This is a genomic window from Rhodococcus sp. NFXS4, from assembly GCF_058139645.1.
The window spans coordinates 89,681-111,079 of the sequence record NZ_CP192221.1; the positions used below are offsets into that span (position 1 = coordinate 89,681).

A 21,399-nucleotide genomic window follows, 5' to 3' on the forward strand; every position below is an offset into this window, starting at 1 on the left:
ATGGGCCCGGGGGTTCACCCGTAGGTGTCACGAGGTCCGCGACCCGACACGTGACGGTCGCCCTTCTTCCAACTGGGCGCAGCCGGGCCGGTGATACGGAGCGACGTGACCACACCGTGGCCCACGGACGCGGCGATCTTCGCGAGGATCTGCGACTGCATCAACCGCAACTGGGTCGCCCACGCCGTGGACTCCGCCGACACCGCCAGCACGCCGTCCCGGACGGACACCGGCTCCGCGTGTGCCGCGATGTCCTCACCCACCACCTGGGGCCACCGGCCGAGCACCGTGCCCTCGTCCACCTTCGCCGACCAGCCACGCGACGCGGCGAGCGTCTTCGCGAGCGACCCGAGTGCCTGCGGATCACGGTCGTCGGGCCTCGAGCCGGACCAGGTGCGCGACCGTCGCGGCCGGCGTTGCGTCGACGCGCGACCCTGCCCCACGGCCTTGCCGTTGGCCTTGGCCGCCGCACGCGCGTTCTCGAGCGCACGCCGCGCGATGTCCGCTCCGCGCAGCGGGGGCTCGGCCGGATCGCTGCCGGACGGCGTCTCGTCCGTCATGACTCCTCCTCCACGTGGCTCGTGTCGACATCAGTATCGGACGTGCCTCCGACAGAATCCGACCCGGACACCTCGGTCAGTTCCGATCTGCGTGCACCCTCGGTCTCGTGGGCACGGACGTCCATGCGGCGCGCTCTCAACTCGGGCGGAACGTCCTCGGGCACTGCCGCGGTCACCAACACCTGCTCCGCCGTCACTGCAACCCCCGCCAGAGCGGTCCGCCGCGCACGATCGAGTTCGGCGAAGACGTCGTCGAGGAGGAGCACGGGATCCGAACCCTCGGAACGCAGCAACTCGAAAGCGCCGAGCCGCAGGGACAGTGCGAAGGACCACGACTCGCCGTGACTCGCGAACCCCTTGGCAGGATCGGTTCCGAGTACGAGGTCCAGATCGTCACGATGCGGGCCGACGAGGGTGACCCCGCGCTCGATCTCCCGTGTCCGCATCACCGAGAGCTGTTGCAGGAAGGCTGCTTCGAGTACCTCGACGTCGTCCGGTTCCTCCGTTCGATCCAGCGCGAGCATCTCGGGGGGCATGGCGTCGGCGAGACTGCTCCGGTACGCGATGGCCGCAGGCCGCGACGACGGTGCGATCCGGCGGTAGGCGTCGACGACGAAGGGACCGACGTCGCGTACCGCGCGCAGCCGGTGCTCCACGATCTCGGCACCGAAGCCGGCGAGCTGCCCGTCCCACACGTCGAGCGTGGCCAACGCGTTCGCGCCGTCGCTCGACGACGATCCGCGTCGCAGAACCCCGCTCGCGCTCTTGAGTAGCGCGGACCTCTGCCGGAGAACGCGGTCGTAATCCGCACGGACAGCGGCCATTCGAGGAGACCGCGCGACGATCAGCTCATCGAGGTAGCGGCGCCGCTCGCTCGGATCGCCGCGCACCATCGCCAGATCCTCGGGTGCGAACAGCACCGTGTTCAGGATGCCCAGCACCTCCCGTGTCCGCCGCACCGGAGAAGTGTTGATGCGAGCGCGATTCGCCCGCCCGTCGTTGATCTCCACGTCGACGGTGAGCTCGCGACCGAGGTTGACGACGGACGCCCGCACGAGAGCGCGTTCCGCACCCGTCCGGATGAGCGGAGCATCGGCCGACACCCGGTGCGACGACAGCGTCGCGACGTACCCCAGTGCCTCGAGAATGTTGGTCTTCCCGTGGCCGTTGGGACCGACGAACACCGTCACCCCCGGCGCGAGATCCACCGAGAGTTGTTGCCAGGAACGAAAATCGACCAGGGTCGCCGAGCGGACGAACACTTACGCGCCGGTGCTCTCCGTGTTGGGGGCACGCTGCACCGCGTGTCCACCGAACTGGTTGCGCAGCGCGGACACCGCCTTCATGGCGGGCGAATCCACCTGTCGCGACGCGAATCTCGCGAACAGTGCCGCGGAGATGACGGGAGCCGGCACCGAGTGTCGGATCGCCTCCTCGACGGTCCAGCGTCCTTCACCGGAATCCTGTGTGTAGCCGGAGATGTCGGTGAATCCAGGATCTTCCTGCAGAGCCTTCACCAGGAGATCGAGCAGCCACGACCGCACGACGGTGCCCTTGGTCCACGCACGCACCACACCGGTGACGTCCTCGATGAGATCCTCCGCGGCGAGGAGCTCGTACCCCTCGGCGTAGGCGTGCATGAGGCCGTACTCGATACCGTTGTGCACCATCTTCGCGTAGTGACCCGCGCCCACCGGGCCGGCGTGGACGAAGCCGTCCGCCCGCTCGCCCTCGGGACGCAACGCATCGAACACGGGCATGGCGCGCTCGACGTCCGCAGCAGCACCGCCGACCATGAGGCCGTACCCGTTCTCCAGGCCCCAGACGCCGCCCGAGACGCCGGCGTCGACATAGCCGATGCCCTTCGCGGACAACAGTTCCGCGTGCACCGCGTCATCGGTGAAGCGCGAGTTGCCGCCGTCGATCACGAGGTCGCCCTCGGACAGCACGCCGGCCAGAGTGGTGACGGTGTCGCGTGTGACGGGGCCGGACGGCACCATCACCCAGACGATGCGGGGAGCGGGGAGCGCGGCGGCGAGGGCCTCGAGCGACTCGACGTCGGTGACCTCCGGCCGCGGATCGTAACCGGTGACCTCGATGTCGTGGCGCCGCAGGCGCTCACGCATGTTGAAGCCCATCTTGCCGAGACCGACCAACCCGATGTTCATGCGTGGCTTCCTTTCGATGGACCTGCGCCGGTGCCTCGCGAGCGACTCAGCCCGGAAGGCGTACCGGCATGAGCAGGTACGTGTACGCACTCTTCGGTGCGCTGAACGTTCCGGTCTCGTCCGGCTCGAGCTCGTCCTCACCCGCCGGGCGCAGCACTGCGGGCCGGCTCGGTGTGGTGAACCCGAAGGACACCCGCTCGGAGTGCAGCGAGTTGAGACCGTCGATGAGATACCCGGGATTGAACGCGATCACCAGGGGCTCGCCCTGGAAGTTCGCCTCGATCGACTCCTCGGCCCGACCTGCATCGTCGCCGCCGGCGGACAGAGTGACCGTGTCGGCCGAGAACTCGAGGCGGACCTGCGCCCCACGCTCGGCGAGCAGAGCGACACGCTTGATGGCCTCGAGGAGGGGAGCGATGGGCACGCTGGCGACCGCGGTGTGCTCGGACGGCAGCAACTGCCGGAACTTCGGAAACTCTGCGTCGAGCAGACGGGTGGTGGTGCGGCGGCCGTCGCTGACGATGCCCAGGAGGCCGTCGTTGCCGATGTGCGATGCGGAGCCCAGAGCGAGCTCGACGCCCGATTCCGCGCCGCCACCAATGCTTTTCGCGGACTCGGACAGGGTCTTGGCGGGGATGAGGACCGCGGCGGCCGTGCCGGGTGCGGCCGGAGTCCAGTCGAGTTCGCGCACGGCGAGACGGAACCGGTCGGTAGCGGCGAGCACCACGGAGTCGCCGTCGATCTCCATGCGGATACCGGTGAGCATCGGGAGCGTGTCGTCACGGCCCGCGGCGATGGCCACCTGGCTGATGGCCTCGGCGAACACGTCGACCGGGACGGTGCCCGTCTGCGACGGCAGTTCGGGGAGTTGCGGGTAGTCCTCCACCGGCATCGTGGGAAGAGAGAACTTGGCACTGCCGCACGTGATGAGCACCTTGGTCCCGTCGACCGAGACGTCGACCGGCTTGTTCGGCAGCGAGCGCGTGATGTCGGCGAGCAGCTTGCCCGACACGAGCACCTGGCCTCCGCCGGCGACCTCCACGGGAACGCGTACCTGGGCCGACACCTCGTAGTCGAAGCCGGAGACCGTCAGTCCGGAGTCGTCGACCGACAGCAGCACACCGCCGAGGACGGGAACCGCGGGACGGGACGGGAGTGAACGCGCCACCCAGGCCACCGAATCGGAGAAATCTTCTCGAGCAACTCGAAACTTCACACTGCCAAGCTCCATCGCCCGGTTGATCCTCTCGCTGACCTGCTCCACACGAGTCGGTGGGCAAACCACACCGTATGCCCTCGAGCGCGTGCTGAAAAGTCGGGGTTCGTCTCGATCCGAGGCCTCGGAGGCGGTTGTGAATGGATCCGTCCCCACCCTGTTTTCAAAGAGATGTTCCTAGGAAGAAATACAAGCAGTAGTCATAGGTCCTGTGGAATCTGTGGACCGACCCTGTCCGGTGCTGGTGGCGCGGCGTGGCGGCTCGAGGATGAACCCGGGCATCACGACGGGCTCGGTGCGGGTCACATGTGGACGGACGGTGGACTCGGTGCGAACTACAGATTTCATCCCCGGGGTATCCACGTTATTCACACAGTTGTCCACAGGTGTGTATCGAGCAGAACCGGCCCGGATCCCGGCCGAACTCGTCTCCGTTCGGGGCTCCGTACCGACGAGAACGGCCGCCCGCATCGCCGCGGGGGCGAGTCGAACGGCCGTGGACACTCGGAGGGGTCAGCGCTTGGAGCGCTGCTTCACGCGAGCGGTGAGCTCCTGCACCTGGTTGTACGTACGGTGCCGCTCGGCCATCTCCTTGCGGATCTTCTTGTCGGCGTACATGACGGTGGTGTGGTCACGGCCGAACGTCTGACCGATCTTGGGCAGCGACAGATCGGTCAGCTCGCGGCACAGATACATCGCGATCTGTCGCGCCTGCGCCAGCGCGCGGGCCTTGCCGGGGCCGCACAGTTCCTCGATCGAGGTGTCGAAGTACTCCGCGGTGACGGCCATGATCGTCGCCGCCGTGATCTCCAGTCCCGTCGAGTCCGGCATCAGATCTCGGAGAACGGCCTCGGCGAGCGCGGTGTCCAGGTTGTGCCCGTTGAGCGACGCGAAGGCCGTGACTCGGATGAGCGCGCCCTCGAGCTCACGGATGTTCCGCTCGATCCGGCTCGCGATGAGTTCGAGCACCTCGTGGGGCACGTCGAGGCGGTCCATCTGCGCCTTCTTGCTCAGGATCGCGATACGCGTCTCGAGCTCGGGCGGTTGCACGTCGGTGATGAGGCCCCACTCGAAGCGGGTGCGCAGTCGTTCCTCGAGGGTCGCGAGCTGCTTGGGCGGCCGATCGGAGGAGACCACGATCTGCTTGTTCGCGTTGTGCAGCGTGTTGAAGGTGTGGAAGAACTCCTCCTGGATACCTTCCTTGCCCTCGATGAACTGGATGTCGTCGACCAGCAGGACGTCCGTCTCGCGGTAGCGGCGCTTGAACGCGACCTTGCGGTCGTCTCGAAGGCTGTTGATGAAGTCGTTGGTGAACTCCTCGGTGGACACGTACTTCACACGCATGCCGGGAAACAGACGTTGGGCGTAGTGGCCGGCGGCGTGCAGCAGGTGCGTCTTCCCCAGTCCGGACGCACCCCAGACGAACAGCGGGTTGTACGCCCGCGCCGGAGCCTCCGCGATGGCGACGGCGGCCGCGTGGGCGAACCGGTTGGAGGCGCCGATGACGAAGGTGTCGAACGTGTACTTCGCGTTGAGGCTGGTGCTGCCCGTCGGAGTGGACGTCGAGCGCGGCGGCACCGTGTACGAGGTGGGCCACGAGTTCTGGACGCTGGTCAGAGCGTCCCGGTCGTCGTCGACCTCCTCGTGATCGCCGTAGTCACTGCTCTCGGAGTCGGACGGCTCGCCCGCGGTGGACTCGGTGAGCAGGCGCCGGCGATACACGGGTGCACTGTGTGCGGTGTCGGGGCGACGTTCGGTGTCGACGGGCGTGGGAACGTCCGAGAGGTCGGCGTCGGCTCCGGGCGCCAGCCGGACACCGAGCCCCTCGACCGGGCGGTCGAGGTGGCGACCGAGGGCCGCGAGGATGGGTTCACGCAGACCGCGCTCGACTGCCTCCTGCGCGATCGGCGACGGAACCGAGAGCAGAGCGAAACCTTGCGCCAGAGTGATGGGGCGGACGAGAGCGAGCCACGCCTTCTGGGCGCGAGACAGGGAGGACCCCGAATTCGACTCCGCCGTGAGCTCGGCGACGACGCTCGGCCATACAGCGGCCAAGACGTCCGGATCGTCCTCCACGGTGCCTCCCCAGGGCCGTGGCGTGACCGCGGCCGTCGATGATGCTGCGGTGCCTCGAGGGCCCCGCCGACGACACGAATATGCCACCCGACCTGTGTTTCCACATAATTATCCACAGCTGTGGACAAACGACACCGGTGTAGCTCGACGGCATCTCGCACGGAGACGGCCCGGAGCAGCGGCGTTCTGACCTGCGGCGATGCAGAGCCTTGGTGAGAGATCCCCACCGACGGGGCGAGACGTCGTCACCCGCACAGCGAAGTTAGCAGGCTCGTCGGTGCACAACAAGACGAACGGTCCTCTCCTGCCGCCGCGAGGTCGTCGTCGTGCTCGAGGCGTGTCATCGTGACAGGAGCACCGTCCCCGGGGTAGCGCGGTTTGACCTCGTTCGACGCCGTCAGTACCCTCGAACGGTCACCTGCGACATGCGTGGATCGGTCCTGCCGTTCTCCTGCGCGAGTGGCCACCGAACTCGAGTTCGCCGAACTCGCGACCATCAGCACACCACCGGCAGTCCTCGGGACTGCCGATATCTCGAGGAGTACCACCGTGGCCAAGGGCAAGCGGACGTTCCAGCCGAACAACCGTCGTCGTGCACGCGTGCACGGTTTCCGTCTGCGCATGCGCACGCGTGCCGGTCGCGCGATCGTGTCGGCTCGTCGCGGCAAGGGCCGCGCGTCGCTGACCGCCTGATTTCCCGGTAACCGGAACGCTCGGGTGTTACCTGAGCAGCATCGGCTGCACCAGTCGTCGGATTTCCAGGCGACGGTGCGCCGCGGCCGCCGTACAGGACGCCACGACATCGTCGTGCACCTGAGGTTCCGGGGGGACGAGAACGCTCTCGTCTCTTCCGGACACCCGCGTTTCGGGCTCGTGGTCAGTAAAGCAGTGGGGCCGGCGGTGACTCGACACAGAGTCGCACGCCGGCTTCGTCATATCTGCAGCTCGATGCTTCCTCTCGTCGAGTCGGATGTCGACGTGGTCGTGCGGGCACTGCCCGGAGCAGCGACCGCGGCGTCCTCCGAACTCGAACGCCAGCTGGCGTCGGGTCTGCGACGACTCGGAGCGATGCGCGCGATGAACTCCTCTCACCCGGTTCCCGCCGAGCGCCCCCGCGCCCTCGGCCGGTCCGAGACGTGATGACGGAGTCCGCGAATCCGGTCCCGGTCGAGCCTGCGTCCGACCGGAGCCTCCTGCGTCGGCTGATGTCTCTCCCGGCCCGATCGGTCATCCTCATCATCGAGGGGTACCGGTCCTACATCTCCCCTCTTCGCCTTCCGACGTGTCGATTCACGCCGACGTGCAGTGAGTACGCCGTGGAGGCGCTCCGCACCCGTGGGTTCGTCGTCGGTGCCGTTCTGGCGGTCGTCCGCCTCCTGAAGTGCGCGCCCTGGCACCCTGGTGGGTGGGATCCCGTTCCACCCCCGCGTCGTCTCCGGGGTGGTGCCGACGCGGTGCCCACCGACACCGACCACGCTTGCCCGCAGTCTCGTGACCCCGTGAGGGTGAATCAACAGAGGAGTACATAGAGCCGTGCTCGACTTCATCTACTACCCGGTATCCGGAATTCTCTGGGTCTGGCACAAAGTGTTCGGCGCCGTGCTCGGCGCGGACAGCGGTTTCGCCTGGGCGCTGTCCGTGGTGTTCCTCGTCTTCACACTGCGTCTGATCCTCTACAAGCCCTTCGTCAAGCAGGTGCGGACGACGCGCCAGATGCAGGAACTTCAGCCGCAGATCAAGGCTCTGCAGAAGAAGTACGGCAAGGACCGTCAAAAGCTGGCCGTGGAGATGCAGAAGCTCCAGAAGGAGCACGGCTTCAACCCGATCATGGGTTGCCTCCCCGTGCTCGCACAGGCGCCGGTGTTCATCGGCCTGTTCCACGTGCTCCGGTCGTTCAACCGCACCGGCACCGGAATCGGGCAGCTGGGTCTGAGCCCGGAGGTCAACGCCGAGACTCCGAACTACTTCTTCAGCGTCGAGGACGTCCAGTCCTTCCTGTCGGCACGTCTGTTCGGTGCGCCCATCTCGGCGGCCATCACGTCACCCGAGTCGCAGCTGCGCGCGTTCGAGCCGTTCGGCGGCATCCCGTCGATCGGTCCGATCCTCGCCGTCTCGATCCCGCTGATGATCATCGCCAGCATCGCGACCCACCTGAACTCGCGCGCGTCGGTGGCGCGTCAGAGCGAGGCAGCTGCGGCCAACCCGCAGTCCGCGATCATGAACAAGCTCGCCCTGTACGTGTTCCCGCTCGGCGTGCTCGTCGGTGGCCCGTTCCTCCCCGTGGCCATCCTCCTGTACTGGGTGAGCAACAACGTGTGGACCTACGCGCAGCAGCACCTCGTCTTCGGTCGCATCGACAAGGAAGAGGCGGCGAAGAAGGAAGCCGCTCTGGAGCGCCGGAACGAGAACGCTCCGAAGCCCGGTGCGCGCCCTGACGCTCTGAAGAAGAAGCCGGCACCGGGAGCCAAGCCCACCCGCGCCGTCGCGGCAGAATCGACCACGGACACCGGCAGTGACACGGCATCATCGGAGTCGAACCCGACACCGGGCACCGCGGCCACCAACGGCGCCACCACTCCTCGGAAGAAAAAGACTCCTCCCGGCAAGGTGCGACCCAAGCAGCAGAAGCGCCGCTGATCCGGCCGTCGTGACCCTGCCGGTCCGCCCGCGGACCAGAACCACGTGAAGTGATACGAGTGCGAACGGAAATGGACGACAACGTGACCATCGATTCGAAGACGGACGAGCAGAGCACACCCGAGGTCGAGGCCTCGGCAGACGACACCGTGGTGGCCGCTGCTCCCGTGACCCCGGAATCAGACACAGAGGCGGACGAGCCCGAGGGTGACGCCGAGGACTACCTCGTCGAGGAGGGCGAGATCGCGGGCGACTACCTGGAGCAGTTGCTCGACGTCCTCGACTTCGACGGCGACATCGACCTCGACGTGGAGGGTGACCGTGCAGTCGTCAGCATCGACGGCGGCAAGGATCTCAACAAGCTGGTCGGCCGCAAGGGTGAGGTTCTCGACGCACTGCAGGAACTGACGCGTCTCGCTGTGCAGCAGTCGACGGGCGACCGCAGCAAGCTGATGCTCGATGTGGCCGGATGGCGTGCGGGCCGCCGCGAGGAGTTGACGCGACTGGGAACCGAGGCCGCTGAGCGCGTCGCGGCGTCCGGTGACAGCGAACCTCTGGAGCCGATGACCCCGTTCGAGCGCAAGATCGTGCACGACGCTGTGGCGACGATCGCCGGTGTGACGAGTGAGAGTGACGGCGTCGAGCCGAATCGACACGTGGTCGTCGTCAAGGAGTGATCTGACGACGGAGTCGACAAGGGGCGCGGTCCACGGACCGCGCCCCTTTCTCGTGCCCGGGGTCGGACGACGTCTCGGCGGGTGAGGAATGTCTGCGGTCGTCACTAGACTGCCTCCAGCGCGTGGCGCCCGGCGTCAGCAGAATTACACGAGTGTGGTTCACGACCACTCAGGACGACGCGAGAGGATGTTTCACGTGGAACATGAGGAAGAGTCCGCGACTCCAGCGTGGGTCGACGATGCCATCGTTCGAGTGTTCGGTGACCGTGCCGACACGGCTCGGGCGTACTACGACTCCCTGAAGGGTGACGGTGTCGTCAGAGGATTGATCGGTCCGCGCGAGGTTCCCCGGCTGTGGGAGCGTCATCTCCTGAATTGCGCCGTGATCGGAGAGCTCATCCCCGAGGGCGCCAGCGTGGTCGACGTCGGCAGTGGTGCCGGGCTGCCAGGGATCCCTCTCGCGATCGCTCGACCGGATCTGTCCGTGTTCCTCGTCGAGCCGCTCCTACGGCGCACGGTGTATCTCGCAGAGATCGTGGAGCAACTCGGTCTCGACGTGACGGTGGTGCGCGGACGAGCCGAGCAGCCGGGCGTCATCAAAGAAGCCGGCGGTTGTGACATCGTCACGTCGCGTGCGGTTGCCCCGTTGGAGAAGTTGGCGCGCTGGTCCCTGCCCCTCGTGCACGAGGGCGGCGTGATGCTCGCCTTGAAGGGCAGCACGGCACAGGAGGAGATCGATCGCGACTCCGGGACGCTCACGCGGATAGGCGCGAAGAACTTCCAGGTGTTGCAGTGTGGTGAGGGCGTCGTTCCCACACCGACTATCGTTGTACGCGCGGAGCGCGCTGTGCGTGGTAACCGCGTCCCCAAGTTCTCCGCCGGCTCACGCTGACGTCTGCGTGGATCGATCGTTGTCGAAGGAGCAAGTCATGTCGGGTGAATCCGAAGCCGCTGTTTCACGTGAAACACCCGCCGTCGACGTTTCACGTGAAACACGATCGGCATCGGAGTCCTACGGCTACTCCCCCATCACGTCGGACGACACCCCCATCGGTGCGGCGGCGCAGCGCGCGAGCCAGGTTCTGCACAAGAGCGGCGTCGCTCTGCCGCGACCCCCGGTTCGGAGAGTGCTGACGATCGCCAACCAGAAGGGCGGCGTCGGCAAGACGACGACGGCGGTGAACATCGCCGCGGCACTCGCTGTGCAAGGACTGTCTGTTCTGGTCGTCGATCTGGATCCCCAGGGCAATGCGTCCACGGCTCTCGGCGCCGTCCACACGTCGGGCACCCCGTCCAGCTACGAGCTGCTCCTCGGTGAGATCACCGCCGTGGAGGCCATTCAACGCAGCCCGAAGAACGATCGCCTGATGTGCATCCCGGCGACGATCGATCTGGCAGGCGCCGAGATCGAGCTGGTCTCCATGGTGGCTCGCGAAGGTCGACTCAAGACCGCGTTGTCCAGCGCGGCGCTCGACGATCTGCAGATCGACTTCGTCCTCATCGACTGCCCGCCGTCGCTCGGACTCCTGACCGTCAACGCGATGGTCGCGGCAACGGAGGTGCTCATCCCCATCCAGTGCGAGTACTACGCACTGGAAGGCGTCGGTCAGCTGCTGCGCAACATCGAGTTGGTCCAGGCGCACCTCAATCCGCGACTGCACGTGTCCACCGTGATCCTCACGATGTACGACGGCCGAACCAAGCTCGCCGACCAGGTGGCCGACGAGGTGCGCAAGCACTTCGGTGATGCCGTACTCAAGTCGGTGATTCCTCGCAGCGTGAAGGTCTCCGAAGCTCCCGGATACGGAATGACCGTCTTGGACTACGACCCGGGTTCACGTGGCGCCATGTCCTATCTCGACGCGGGTCGTGAGATGGCAGCGCGGAGCGCGAGCATGAACGCAGCAACGGAGGGAACGGCATGAGTTCGACCAAGAAGGGCGGTCTCGGCCGCGGTCTGGCGGCTCTCATACCGACATCCCCCGGTCAGAGTTCCGGCCTGGGATCGGCGGCCGCCGACGTCGTCATCGGTGGCGAGTCCCGCACGGCGACGGCTCCGTCCCCCACTCCGCCGTCCATCGTGGAGGACGACCTCTCGCCCGCCGGCGCGGTCTATCGGGAGATCGCACCCAGCAAGATCGAACCGAATCCGAAGCAGCCGCGCTCGGTGTTCGAGCAGGAAGCGCTCGACGAACTGGTGCACTCGATCCGCGAGTTCGGCCTCATGCAGCCGATCGTGGTCCGCCAGATCGGCGACGATCGCTACCAGTTGGTCATGGGTGAGCGCCGATGGCGGGCGAGCCAGGAAGCCGGACTCGACGCGATTCCGGCGATCGTGCGCGAGACAGCCGACGACACGCTCCTCCGCGACGCGCTCCTCGAGAACATTCATCGGGTCCAGCTGAACCCACTCGAAGAGGCGGCTGCGTACCAGCAGCTCCTCGAGGAGTTCGACGTGACGCACGATCAGCTCGCTGCGCGGCTGGGTCGATCACGCCCCGTCATCACGAACATGATCAGGCTTCTACGGCTCCCCATTCCCGTACAGAGGCGCGTGGCGGCGGGCGTTCTGTCCGCCGGTCACGCTCGAGCACTGTTGTCGCTCGAGGCGGGCGCCGCGGCACAGGAGGAGTTGGCGGCACGCATCGTGGCCGAGGGCATGTCGGTGCGAGCCACCGAAGAGGCGGTGACTCTCGCGAATCGGGAGGACCCGGCTGCGCCGGCCCCGGCTCCGAAACGCAAGCCGATCCAGATGCCGGGTCTGCAGGACGTCGCGGAGCGGCTCTCCGAATCGTTCGACACCCGTGTCACCGTGAGCCTCGGCAAGCGTAAAGGCAAGATCGTGGTCGAATTCGGCTCCGTGGACGACCTTCAGCGCATCGTGGAGATGATGGAACGCCAGAAGTCGTCGTGACCGCGTCGATCGCGGGTACGGCCACCCACGCTCTTTTCGTCACTGTGACGTAACTTCGCCATCGAAACCGAAAGTCAATGCACTGCTTTGACTTTCGTCTGGCAGGCGACGTGGTGTCCTCGGGAGAGGCCTATCGCTTATCCTGAAGGGGCACACACAGTCGCGGAGGCTCGTCGCCGCCGCGAGTCGGGGTACGGAGGCTGAGTCAACGCGTGTCGATCGTCGTCTCCACACTCACCCTCGGCGGATTCGATGCGCTGCCGGCACACGACCGCCAGTGCGTCTTCTGGACCATGGATCCCGCGGCCCCCTCCACGGCAACTCTCGTCGACACCGAATTCGAGAAGGAAGCGTGGCTGTCGATGGTCATGCTCGAGTGGGGTCCGTGCGGACAGGTCGCCACCGATGTCGCGGGCGCCGATGTACCGGCGTCCTCCGACTCGGTGGGGTGCGCTCTGTACGCACCTCCCGGCGCCGTGCCCCGAGTCGCGCACTTCCCCACCGCACCGGTCAGTCCGGATGCAGTCCTGTTGACGTCGCTCTACTCACCGCTGTCCGCGGAGGACGGTGACGGAATTCGGGACACGCTCCTGCACGCAGTGGTGCGCGATCTCGTCAACCGTGGTGTGCGAGCTCTCGAGGCGTTCGGAGTCCGGCTCGAGGATAACGAGGTCGACGAACGCCGGTCCCTCATCGACACCCCACCGTGCGGGGAGGCGACCTGCATGATCGACGCCGACTTCCTCGAGAAGTACGGCTTCGAGGTCGTGGCTCCGCATCACCGGTTCCCGCGGCTCCGGTTGGAGCTCGATCGGGACCACGGGTGGAAGGAAGACGTGGAGGCTGCGCTCGAGCGGTTGCTGGAGGCTGCAGCACTCACCGTGGTGGAAGCCGATGCTCGCGTGCCCGTCGGGGCTCGCTGAGCGACGTCCGGCCGGCCGGACGGAGGAGTGTCAGGCGCCCTCGGCGACAGACAGCTCGTAGGCGAGCAGCTCGGCGAAGGTGAACGTTCCCGTCGGCTGATCGTCCTGGCCGAGGAGATACAGGCGCTTCACCGCGACGAGGACGGCCTCCGCGATGATGTCGCGCATCCGCGGATCGGCGAGTACTTCGACGTCCTCGTGGCTGGTGAGGTAACCCAGCTCGAGCTGCACGGTCGGCATGTTGGTCAGACGCAGCAGGTCCCACGTGCGACCGTGACTCCGGCAGTCCTGCAACGAGGTCCGCGCCACGATCTCACGCTGGATGTAGCTGGTGAGCACCTGACCGATGAGCGACGCGGAGCCGTGTGAATTGCCGAAGTGGAAGCTGGCCACACCGTGCGCCACCGGCGACGGGTAGCTGCTGCAGCGCAGCGAGATCATGAGGTCGGCGCCGATACCGTTGGCGGTCTCGGCACGCTCAGCCGTGCTGGGATCCGCGGACCGGGCACGCGACAGGTACGTCTCCATACCGGTCGCCGCCATGCGCCCCTCGAGCCGTCCGGCGAGATCCCACAGGATCGCCTCCTCGGTCAGCGGACCGTCGGGGGTCTGGACGACCATGCCGGAGTTCACGCCACCCAGTCCCGGGTCGATCACGATGCGCTTGCCCGTCAGCTGCGGTCCCGACCGACGGACGAGCTCCTCCTCGGAGATCGCGTGCGGCGATCCGCCGGTGACCCTGGTGCCGAGCAGGTCGAGGGCACGCAGGGTGGCGGGTCCACAGATGCCGTCGGGCGACAGTCCGATCTCGCTCTGGAAGGACGACAGACCCTCGTGCGTCTCGCCACCGAAGTAGCCGTCGACCCGTCCGTTGTAGAACCCCAGGTCCTGCAGGCGACGCTGCAGGGTGGCGACGTCGTCGCCGTACAGCGGAGCGGAGAGCTGGTAGATCAGGGTGCGGGCGCCGAGTCGGAAGGATGCCTCCTTCACCGAGCGGTACGTGGCGGTGTCGACCTCGCCGGTGACCAGGAGACCGCGCTGCTGTTGGAACGCGCGGACGGCCTCGTCGAGAGCGGCGTCGAACAGGACGTCCGGCTCCGCCCAGGCAGTGTCGCCGTCCACCGCGGCCGAGGGAGGCAGGAAGCCGAGACCCGAGAGGATGTCCCGGACCTCCGCGACGGCTGGACCTCGATCGCCGTGGCGGAGTGGCTTCATACTGTCGTCGACCCTTCTTCGTGACCGGTCGCAACGGCGACCGGCGGTACACGTCCCCGGTGGGTGTTCCTGATGGACGATTGTCTCAGAAGATCATGCTCCTCCCACAATCGTCCCGGCCGCAGAACGCACACACGCCCGGCGTGTCATGCACAGGCCGGGCGTGTGGTGGTGCGGGAATGTCAGGTCAGGCGAGGACGCCGTCCAGGTCGCGCAGCAGCGCGGCCTTACCCTTGGCTCCGACGATGGTCTTCACGGGCTCACCGTTCTGGAACAGGATCATGGTGGGGATGGACATCACCTTGAAGTCACGCGCTGCCTGCGGATTCGCGTCGATGTCGAGCTTGGCGACGGTGATCTTGTCCGCGTGCTCTCCGGCGATCTCCTCGAGCACCGGTGCGACCATCTTGCACGGTCCGCACCACGTCGCCCAGAAGTCGACCAGGACGGGCTTCTCGCTCTGCAGGACCTCGGTGGCGAAGGTGTCGTCACTGATGGTGACGGTGTTCTTGTCGGTCATGTTCTCGTGCCTCTCGTGTGCCGGACGTAGCGGGATGGACGGTGCTCAGACACTCACGACGTCGACGTCGCGGTCGGCGTTCTCGAGCGTGTTCTCGGTGATGTCGCCCTGGTCGGCGAGCCAGCGCTCGGCGTCGATGGACGCGGCGCAGCCGGTACCGGCCGCGGTGATGGCCTGCTGGTAGACGTGATCCACCAGGTCGCCGGCCGCGAAGACACCGTCGATGGAGGTGGACGTGGTGGGCGCCTGAACCACCACGTAGCCCGCGTCGTCGAGCCCGACCTGTCCGCGGACGAGCTCGGAGCGGGGGTCGTGGCCGATGGCGACGAACACGCCGGTGACATCGAGGACGCGCTCCTCACCGGATCCCGTGTCACGGATCTTCAGACCCGTCACGCCGGACTCACCCTGCACCTCGACGACGTCGGCGTTGGTGACGAACGTGATCTTCTCGTTCTCCTTGGCGCGCTCGAGCATGATGCGCGACGCACGGAACTCCTCGCGGCGGTGCACGATGGTGACCGAGCGCGCGAAACGGGTGAGGAAGGTGGCCTCCTCCATGGCGGAGTCGCCACCACCGATGACGGCGATGTCCTGGTCGCGGAAGAAGAAGCCGTCGCATGTCGCACACGCGGAGACGCCGCGGCCGAGCAGCGTCTGCTCTCCGGGAACACCGAGGTAGCGTGCGGCGGCACCCATGGCCAGGATGATCGCGCGGGCACGGTACTCGGTGCCGTCGACGGTCACGGTCTTGACATCACCGGTCAGTGACAGCTCCTCGACGTCCTCGGTGCGGATGTCGGCGCCGAAACGCATGGCCTGCTCGCGCATCTGCTCCATGAGGTCGGGGCCCATGATGCCGTCACGGAAGCCGGGGAAGTTCTCCACCTCGGTCGTGGTCATCAGCGCGCCGCCGAACTGGGTGCCCTCGAACACCAGGGGCTTCAGCTCCGCGCGAGCGGCGTACACCGCAGCGGTGTAGCCGGCGGGACCGGACCCGACGATGATCAGGTCGTGGATGTCCGAAGTAGTCATCTTCGCCTTCCGAGATCGTGTGTGGAACCAGGGTCGGCGCTCCAGCGCTCGCCCTCTGATGCCCTCAACACTAGGTCAGGAGACGTTGTTCCCTCACTCGAGGCAGGCGGCCCGAGGCGACGGCACCGGGCGTGTCAGCCGATCTCCGCGCGCGAGACCGTGTCCGGATCGTCCGGACCGCAGGAGTCGCCCACAGCGACTGCGACGAGCGAACCGGGCGTGGTCCCGGCCGTGACGAGAAGGGTCGCCTCGATGCCGTCCAGGGTGACCGGTCCGGATCCGACCACCGTGGCCGACGCCGGAATGCCGTTGGCCTCGAGGCAACCGGCCAGTACGGCGGCATCGACGAAGCGGCCTCGATCGACCGACCCGACGACGGACAACACCGTGCGGTCGTCGAGTGGCCGGGCGGAGGCGATCACCTGATCACCGCCCCCGACCGTCTCGATGGACGCGAGTGCCAGGCCAGCACCGGCCCCCACCAGCGCGACGATCGCAGCGGCCGCCGCGATGATTGGGATCCGGGTGCGTCGGCCCGAGCGTCGTGCCGCCAACTCGTCCCGCGGTACTCCGGTGAGTGCGCCGTGCAGTCGCGCGGCGACGTCGGGCGGCATCATGACACCGGCGGTGAGATCGGCGCCCCGTGCGCGCACCATGTCGACGACGGCGTCCAGATCGGCCAGACGGGCCGCTGCCTCGGGATCGGTCTCGACGCGCTCGCGGATGCGGGCGGCCTCGTCCTCCGGGAGCAGGCCCGCGTGCAGGTCGGCGAGGAGGTCGGGAGTGAGGGGAGCGCGGTCGGTCACGGACACGTCACCGCCTCGTCTGTCGCCATGACAGATTGGACGCCCGCGGCGGGTCCCCGGTTCCCCTCACTCGTCCGAGTTCTGCACACGGACGGAGGCGAGGACGACGGCGAGCTTCTGACGGCCCCGGGCGCAACGGCTCTTGATCGTGCCGACGGGAACCCCGAGCGCCGCGGCGGCATCGGCGACGGAGTACCCCTCCATGTCGACGGCGACGATCGCGGCGCGCTGGTCGGGAGGGAGTGAGAACAGTGCCTTCTCGACGACGAGGGAGAGATCGACGTCGGCGTAGCGGTCGAAGGGATCACGTGGCTCGCGGGTCTCCTCCCCGAGCGGCACGGTGGGTCGGACGCGATTGCGGCGGATGCGGTCGAGGCACGCGTTGACGACGATCCGGTGCAGCCAACTGCGGACGGCGGCGTCCGCACGGAACGAGGCGGCGGTGCGGTGCGCGGACAGCAGCGCCTCCTGGAGGGAGTCCGCCGCGTCCTCCGCGGAGTAGCTGGCCCTCCGTGCCGTGAGCCAGAGATGGTCCTGGTGGCGCCGTACGAGCACGGCGAAAGCCGTCGCGTCCCCCGCGATGTGCGCCGCGAGCAGCTCGCCGTCCGTGGCCTCACCACCCGCGACTCCCCCGATTTGTCGCACCCGCGGAGGCTAGCCCAGAAACGAACCGTCCGAGCTGGTCACGAAATCTGTTGTGACAGCGCACGACACGCGGCGATCAGGATGCTGCGGAGACCCCGATGTCCGCGATGGTGCTCTGGTTGCCGCCACCGGATGTGCTGAGATCCGTGATCCAGAACAGCACGTACCGGACGGGTCCGTCGGGTGTGACGGCGATGTCGGTGAGGCCGTTGCCGAGCGTCGCGGACCCGATCACCTGGGTCTCGTCCAGGCTGGGTGTCGCGCTGGTGGCCGACCGGATCTCGACGACCGTGCCGGGCGACGGCGAGTTCACGTAGACGCTGGCGGGAGTGGTCTCCTGGTCGAGCGTCGCCATGATGCCGACGCCGGACTTGAGGGACGGGAACGGGTTGAAGTACGAGTCCGTCTCCCACACCGTCCCCGCGTCGTTGTCGGCCACGTTGTCGACGGTGCCCGGGTTGTCCGGGGTGCCCTGCGGCGAGAAGACGTCGACGGACGACAGAGCGACGGGCACGGTGGTCGGCGCGGGTGCCGCCTCTCCGGGCGCGGCCGGAGCCGACGCGGACGTCGTGAGCCCGAAGTTCTGCTCGGTGAGAGGTTCGTCGGAACCGCCGCCGGCGAACAGGTTGGCGAGCCACCAGCCGACGAGGCCGAGCACCACGACAGTGAGGACTCCGAGGCCCACCAACGCGGCGACCATGACGTTGGAGCGGTCCGCGGGCGGCTCGTCGTCGGGGTCGGCGAGTGCGTGACCGGTCGATCCGGGCGGCCGTTGACCCAGCCGCAGTGCGGGGATCATCTCGGTCTTCTCGTTGACCACCGCGGCCTGGCCGAGGATGTGCTGCACGGTGGCGGCGGTCCGGATGCCGCTGTTCTGCTCGAGGGCACGCACGGCGACGGCGGAGATCTCGAACGGTACGTCGGGGCGGATGTCGCGGGGCTCGACGGCCGCACCGGACGCCGTGCGATCGGCGATGCGCATCCCGCCGACGGTCGCGGGGCCCGACGGGTCGCCCAGGGGCCACCGCGCGGTGATCAGGGCGTAGAGCATCGCGCCCAGTCCGCGTACGTCGGAGCCGGGATCGGCATCACCGAAGGTGGCCGGGAACGCGAGAACGGCGTCACCCTTGATGCTGATGCGCACACGGTCCGGGTGGTCGATGGACAATGCGCCGCCGCCGCGATGGGCGGCCTCGGCCGCAGCGGCCAGCGACTTGATGGCGTTGGCGGCGCCCAGGGGCGACGGTTCCGTGTCGGCCATCTCGCGCAGGGATCGTCCGCGAGTCCACTCCGCGACGACGATGCCGCCCGAGCTGCCGCGGACGACGTCGAGGACGCGGGCGAGGCCGGGCGAGTTGATCCGGCCCAGGCGCAGAGTCCGGGACAGCACGGCCTGCGGGCCGTCGGCGCGCTCGGGGGCGTCGCCGGTCGATCGTTGGTCGGCGTCGACGAACGTCAGGGCCACCTCGCGGTCGAGCTTGACGTCGTGGGCCTGCCAGAACTTGAGGCCGCGTGCGCCGCCGTGCGGTGCGAGAAGGCGGTAGCGCCCGCCGGCGACCGACGCGCCGGGGATGAGCTTCGGTCCGCGCAACGGTGTGCGGGGCGACTCGGCGACGGGGACGGCCGGGGGCAGCGTGGGCGATCCGACCGGCATGACGCCGGTGTCGACGAGTCCGGACTCGGTCTCGTCGGCCGTGCGCTCGGTCTCGGTGACGTCGCCCTGGCCGGACACGTCGGGGCTCGACTCGATCGGATCCGTGGTGGACGCGTCGTGCTGCCGGTCGGTGTCCTCGGACGACCCGGTGGCGGCATCGGAGTCGGCGACGCGACGGTCGTCGGTGGACACGCCACCGGGCTGAGCGGCGTCCTCGGCCTCGGACGGCGTACGCCCCCGTGCACCCTCGTCGTCGGTCACTGACACTCCTTCGTCACTACTGGTCGTGAACGCGCCGGTGTACGCGGGGATGATCGTCGTCTCCGACTCGTCTCCGGTGTACATCGGCGCGCGGGACCCGCCGTGTGCTCGCGGGTCCACTCGCCTGTCAGGGTACGGGAGCCGACCCGCGCCGGTGGCCCGACCGAACCCCTCGGTCGGCCGACCCACCGGGGGCATGTCGGGGCCGCCGATCGCGGGGATCAACTCGGTCTCCGCATACATCGGATCGGTCCCGACATGCGCTGTCGTCACAGGTCCGGACGTCACGGCCGGGGCGCGGCCGAGGCGACGCGCCACCGCGACGGTGATGGATTCGATTTCCGGGATCCGTGCCCGGTACAGGCACAGACCGGTGATCAGCAGCATGACTGCGCCGTCGAAAGCGACGCGGAGCAGCGCGCCCGGTCCGGTCAGACGGTCGAGCCCGAGGGCCGTGTCGGCCGCGAACACCGCGAGCATGCCGATCGCGGTGGAGATCAGCGTCGCCGCGACCGTGCGCCGGACTCCCGCGAGTCGTAGTTCGCCGAGGCTGCGACGCAGCAGCATCCATCCGATGATCGCCCCGGTGATGTAGCCGAGACCGTTGGCCGCGCCGAGCAACAGGACCACGGATCGATCCGACGTCGCCAGGAACGGCGTCAGGGCGGACAGCGCGATCTTGACGCCGGTGATGCCGAGAACGATCCACGTGGGCGTCCACGCCTGCTCGCGGGCGTAGAAGACCCGCAGGTGGATCAGGACGAGCGAGTAGGGAACGAGGGTGAAGGCCGACCAGCTGACGGCTTCGCCGAGTCGCTCGGCGTCGGCTGCGCCGAAGTTGCCGTAGCCGTACAGAGCCTCGCCGACCTGCGGGCCGGCCACGGTGAGGAAGCCGATGACCGGGATGAGCGCGAGCATGGTCATCCGGGTGGCCACCGACAGGTCGTCGACGACGGCCGGGGTGTCCTTGGCGGCGGCGTTGCGGCTGAGCCGGGGCATGATCGCCGTCAGCACCGTCACGCCGAGCACGCCGTACGGCAGCTGCAGCAGGATCCAGGCCTGGTTGTAGATGAGCGGGCCGGCGGGGTCGACGTGCGAGGAGATGCGCGTCGCGAACACCATGCCGGCCTGACTGATGACGACGTAGAGCACGATCGCGACGGCCATGCCGCCGAACTGACGCAGCCTGTCGTCGAGCCCCCACAGCGGGCGCAGATCGATCTTGTTTCGCCGCAGCGCGGGCACCAGGCTCAGGGCCTGGACCACGACGCCGAGCGTGATGCCGACGCCCAGCACCAGCAGCTTCGGGTCGCTGATGCGCACCGGATCGAGGGAGATCTCGCCCGGTACGACGAGGTAGATCACCAGGACGGCGAGCACCACCAGGTTGTTGAGCACGGGTGCCCAGGCACCGGGCTTGAAGTTCTGCCGAGTGTTCAGGATCGCCGTGAACAGAGCGGAGAGGCCGTAGAACAGGATCGCGGGCAACAGCAGGAGAAGGAGTGCGGTGGTGAGACCCGTGTTCACCTGGCCGTCCTCCGACAGGAAGACGTAGCGCGTGAGCAGTGGCGCCGCGGCCGTCGCCAGCACCGCCGCGAGGATCAGCATGGTCAGCGCAGCCGTGAAGAGCCTGCGCACGAAAGCACGGCCGTTGTCGGCGTCCTCGCTCTCCGCCCGCACCAGCACCGGCACGACGATGGCCGTCAGCACGGCACCGAGGACGAGCTCGGCGATCATGTTGGGGATGACACTCGCGACGGTGTACGACGTGGCGACGGTGGTGCCCAGCACCGTCACCAGCAGCAGTTGCTTGGCGAATCCGGTGATGCGGCTGATCAACGTCGCGAACGCGATCGCACCCGTCGCGGAGAGCAGGCGGGAGGAGCTGGAGCCGGACGCCGGCTGCGGTGACGCCGCGGCCGGGGGGATGCGGGTCGGGGCGGCAGGACGGACCGGGGGCGCGACGCTCGTGGGCACCATCATCGGATCCTGAGCCGCGTCGGAGCTGCGCTGCTGCGCCCCATCGGAGCTGCGCTCCCAGGGCGCGCGAGGCGCCCGCGGTACGGCGTCCCGTCGCCCGTGAGGAATGCTC

General features: G+C 67.9%; 20 protein-coding genes. 9 read left to right on the plus strand and 11 right to left on the minus strand.

All coding sequences use genetic code 11. The features are described from left to right. Positions 1-14: 14 nt before the first annotated feature. From J4E04_RS00450 to dnaA, 5 genes are all read right to left on the minus strand, one after another. The gene (locus J4E04_RS00450) at positions 15-560 is read right to left on the minus strand and encodes a DUF721 family protein (RefSeq protein ID WP_027505939.1); all 546 of its coding nucleotides are present in this window, start codon (positions 558-560) and stop codon (positions 15-17) included. Further along, positions 557-1,822, minus strand: a complete 1,266-nt coding sequence (gene recF / locus J4E04_RS00455; RefSeq protein ID WP_222632468.1) for a DNA replication/repair protein RecF — start codon at positions 1,820-1,822, stop codon at positions 557-559. The genes J4E04_RS00450 and recF overlap by 4 nt, the downstream gene beginning before the upstream one ends. After that, on the minus strand, positions 1,823-2,728 hold the full coding sequence (gene gnd, locus J4E04_RS00460) for a phosphogluconate dehydrogenase (NAD(+)-dependent, decarboxylating) (RefSeq protein WP_027505941.1): 906 nt from the start codon (positions 2,726-2,728) through the stop codon (positions 1,823-1,825). 46 nt (positions 2,729-2,774) lie between these two features. Beyond that, entirely contained in the window at positions 2,775-3,959 is a 1,185-nt protein-coding gene (dnaN, locus tag J4E04_RS00465) for a DNA polymerase III subunit beta (RefSeq protein ID WP_027505942.1), read from the minus strand. A 498-nt stretch (positions 3,960-4,457) separates the two neighbouring features. After that, entirely contained in the window at positions 4,458-6,020 is a 1,563-nt protein-coding gene (dnaA, locus tag J4E04_RS00470; RefSeq protein ID WP_027505943.1) for a chromosomal replication initiator protein DnaA, read from the minus strand. A gap of 549 nt (positions 6,021-6,569) precedes the next feature. On the opposite strand from dnaA, the gene rpmH reads away from it, so the two are divergent. The 9 genes from rpmH to J4E04_RS00515 all read left to right on the plus strand — a co-directional run bounded on the left by rpmH (position 6,570) and on the right by J4E04_RS00515 (position 13,171). Next, positions 6,570-6,713, plus strand: a complete 144-nt coding sequence (gene rpmH, locus J4E04_RS00475; RefSeq protein WP_027505944.1) for a 50S ribosomal protein L34 — start codon at positions 6,570-6,572, stop codon at positions 6,711-6,713. 24 nt (positions 6,714-6,737) lie between these two features. Further along, positions 6,738-7,160, plus strand: coding sequence for a ribonuclease P protein component (gene rnpA / locus J4E04_RS00480; RefSeq protein ID WP_051613399.1), 423 nt, complete (start codon positions 6,738-6,740; stop codon positions 7,158-7,160). A gap of 65 nt (positions 7,161-7,225) precedes the next feature. Further along, a complete protein-coding gene (yidD, locus tag J4E04_RS00485; protein ID WP_037186004.1) occupies positions 7,226-7,549 on the plus strand; it encodes a membrane protein insertion efficiency factor YidD in 324 nt (107 codons plus the stop codon). A 4-nt stretch (positions 7,550-7,553) separates the two neighbouring features. Next, entirely contained in the window at positions 7,554-8,657 is a 1,104-nt protein-coding gene (yidC, locus tag J4E04_RS00490) for a membrane protein insertase YidC (RefSeq protein WP_027505946.1), read from the plus strand. Positions 8,658-8,728: 71 nt separating this feature from the next. Continuing rightward, positions 8,729-9,334, plus strand: a complete 606-nt coding sequence (locus J4E04_RS00495) for a Jag family protein (RefSeq protein WP_081821301.1) — start codon at positions 8,729-8,731, stop codon at positions 9,332-9,334. Positions 9,335-9,521: 187 nt separating this feature from the next. Then, on the plus strand, positions 9,522-10,226 hold the full coding sequence (rsmG, locus tag J4E04_RS00500) for a 16S rRNA (guanine(527)-N(7))-methyltransferase RsmG (protein WP_027505948.1): 705 nt from the start codon (positions 9,522-9,524) through the stop codon (positions 10,224-10,226). Positions 10,227-10,263: 37 nt separating this feature from the next. Continuing rightward, positions 10,264-11,259, plus strand: coding sequence for a ParA family protein (locus tag J4E04_RS00505; protein WP_027505949.1), 996 nt, complete (start codon positions 10,264-10,266; stop codon positions 11,257-11,259). After that, the gene (locus tag J4E04_RS00510; RefSeq protein WP_222632466.1) at positions 11,256-12,248 is read left to right on the plus strand and encodes a ParB/RepB/Spo0J family partition protein; all 993 of its coding nucleotides are present in this window, start codon (positions 11,256-11,258) and stop codon (positions 12,246-12,248) included. The genes J4E04_RS00505 and J4E04_RS00510 overlap by 4 nt, the downstream gene beginning before the upstream one ends. A gap of 212 nt (positions 12,249-12,460) precedes the next feature. Next, the gene (locus J4E04_RS00515) at positions 12,461-13,171 is read left to right on the plus strand and encodes a GNAT family N-acetyltransferase (RefSeq protein ID WP_222646453.1); all 711 of its coding nucleotides are present in this window, start codon (positions 12,461-12,463) and stop codon (positions 13,169-13,171) included. A gap of 30 nt (positions 13,172-13,201) precedes the next feature. Here J4E04_RS00515 and J4E04_RS00520 read toward each other — a convergent pair whose 3' ends face one another. The 6 genes from J4E04_RS00520 to murJ all read right to left on the minus strand — a co-directional run bounded on the left by J4E04_RS00520 (position 13,202) and on the right by murJ (position 21,290). Then, positions 13,202-14,386 carry an N-acetylmuramoyl-L-alanine amidase gene (locus J4E04_RS00520; protein WP_027505952.1) on the minus strand — a complete coding sequence of 395 codons (1,185 nt, stop codon included), beginning with the start codon at positions 14,384-14,386 and terminating at the stop codon, positions 13,202-13,204. A 187-nt stretch (positions 14,387-14,573) separates the two neighbouring features. Beyond that, the gene (trxA, locus tag J4E04_RS00525; RefSeq protein WP_027505953.1) at positions 14,574-14,906 is read right to left on the minus strand and encodes a thioredoxin; all 333 of its coding nucleotides are present in this window, start codon (positions 14,904-14,906) and stop codon (positions 14,574-14,576) included. A gap of 45 nt (positions 14,907-14,951) precedes the next feature. Further along, the gene (trxB, locus tag J4E04_RS00530) at positions 14,952-15,941 is read right to left on the minus strand and encodes a thioredoxin-disulfide reductase (RefSeq protein ID WP_490149674.1); all 990 of its coding nucleotides are present in this window, start codon (positions 15,939-15,941) and stop codon (positions 14,952-14,954) included. A gap of 134 nt (positions 15,942-16,075) precedes the next feature. Further along, entirely contained in the window at positions 16,076-16,753 is a 678-nt protein-coding gene (locus J4E04_RS00535; RefSeq protein WP_490149675.1) for a hypothetical protein, read from the minus strand. 60 nt (positions 16,754-16,813) lie between these two features. Then, positions 16,814-17,392 (minus strand): RNA polymerase sigma factor SigM, encoded by a 579-nt coding sequence (gene sigM / locus J4E04_RS00540; RefSeq protein ID WP_056440861.1) that lies wholly within the window; start codon positions 17,390-17,392, stop codon positions 16,814-16,816. Between the two features lie 76 nt (positions 17,393-17,468). After that, positions 17,469-21,290, minus strand: a complete 3,822-nt coding sequence (gene murJ, locus J4E04_RS00545) for a murein biosynthesis integral membrane protein MurJ (protein WP_490150595.1) — start codon at positions 21,288-21,290, stop codon at positions 17,469-17,471. Positions 21,291-21,399 lie beyond the last annotated feature (109 nt).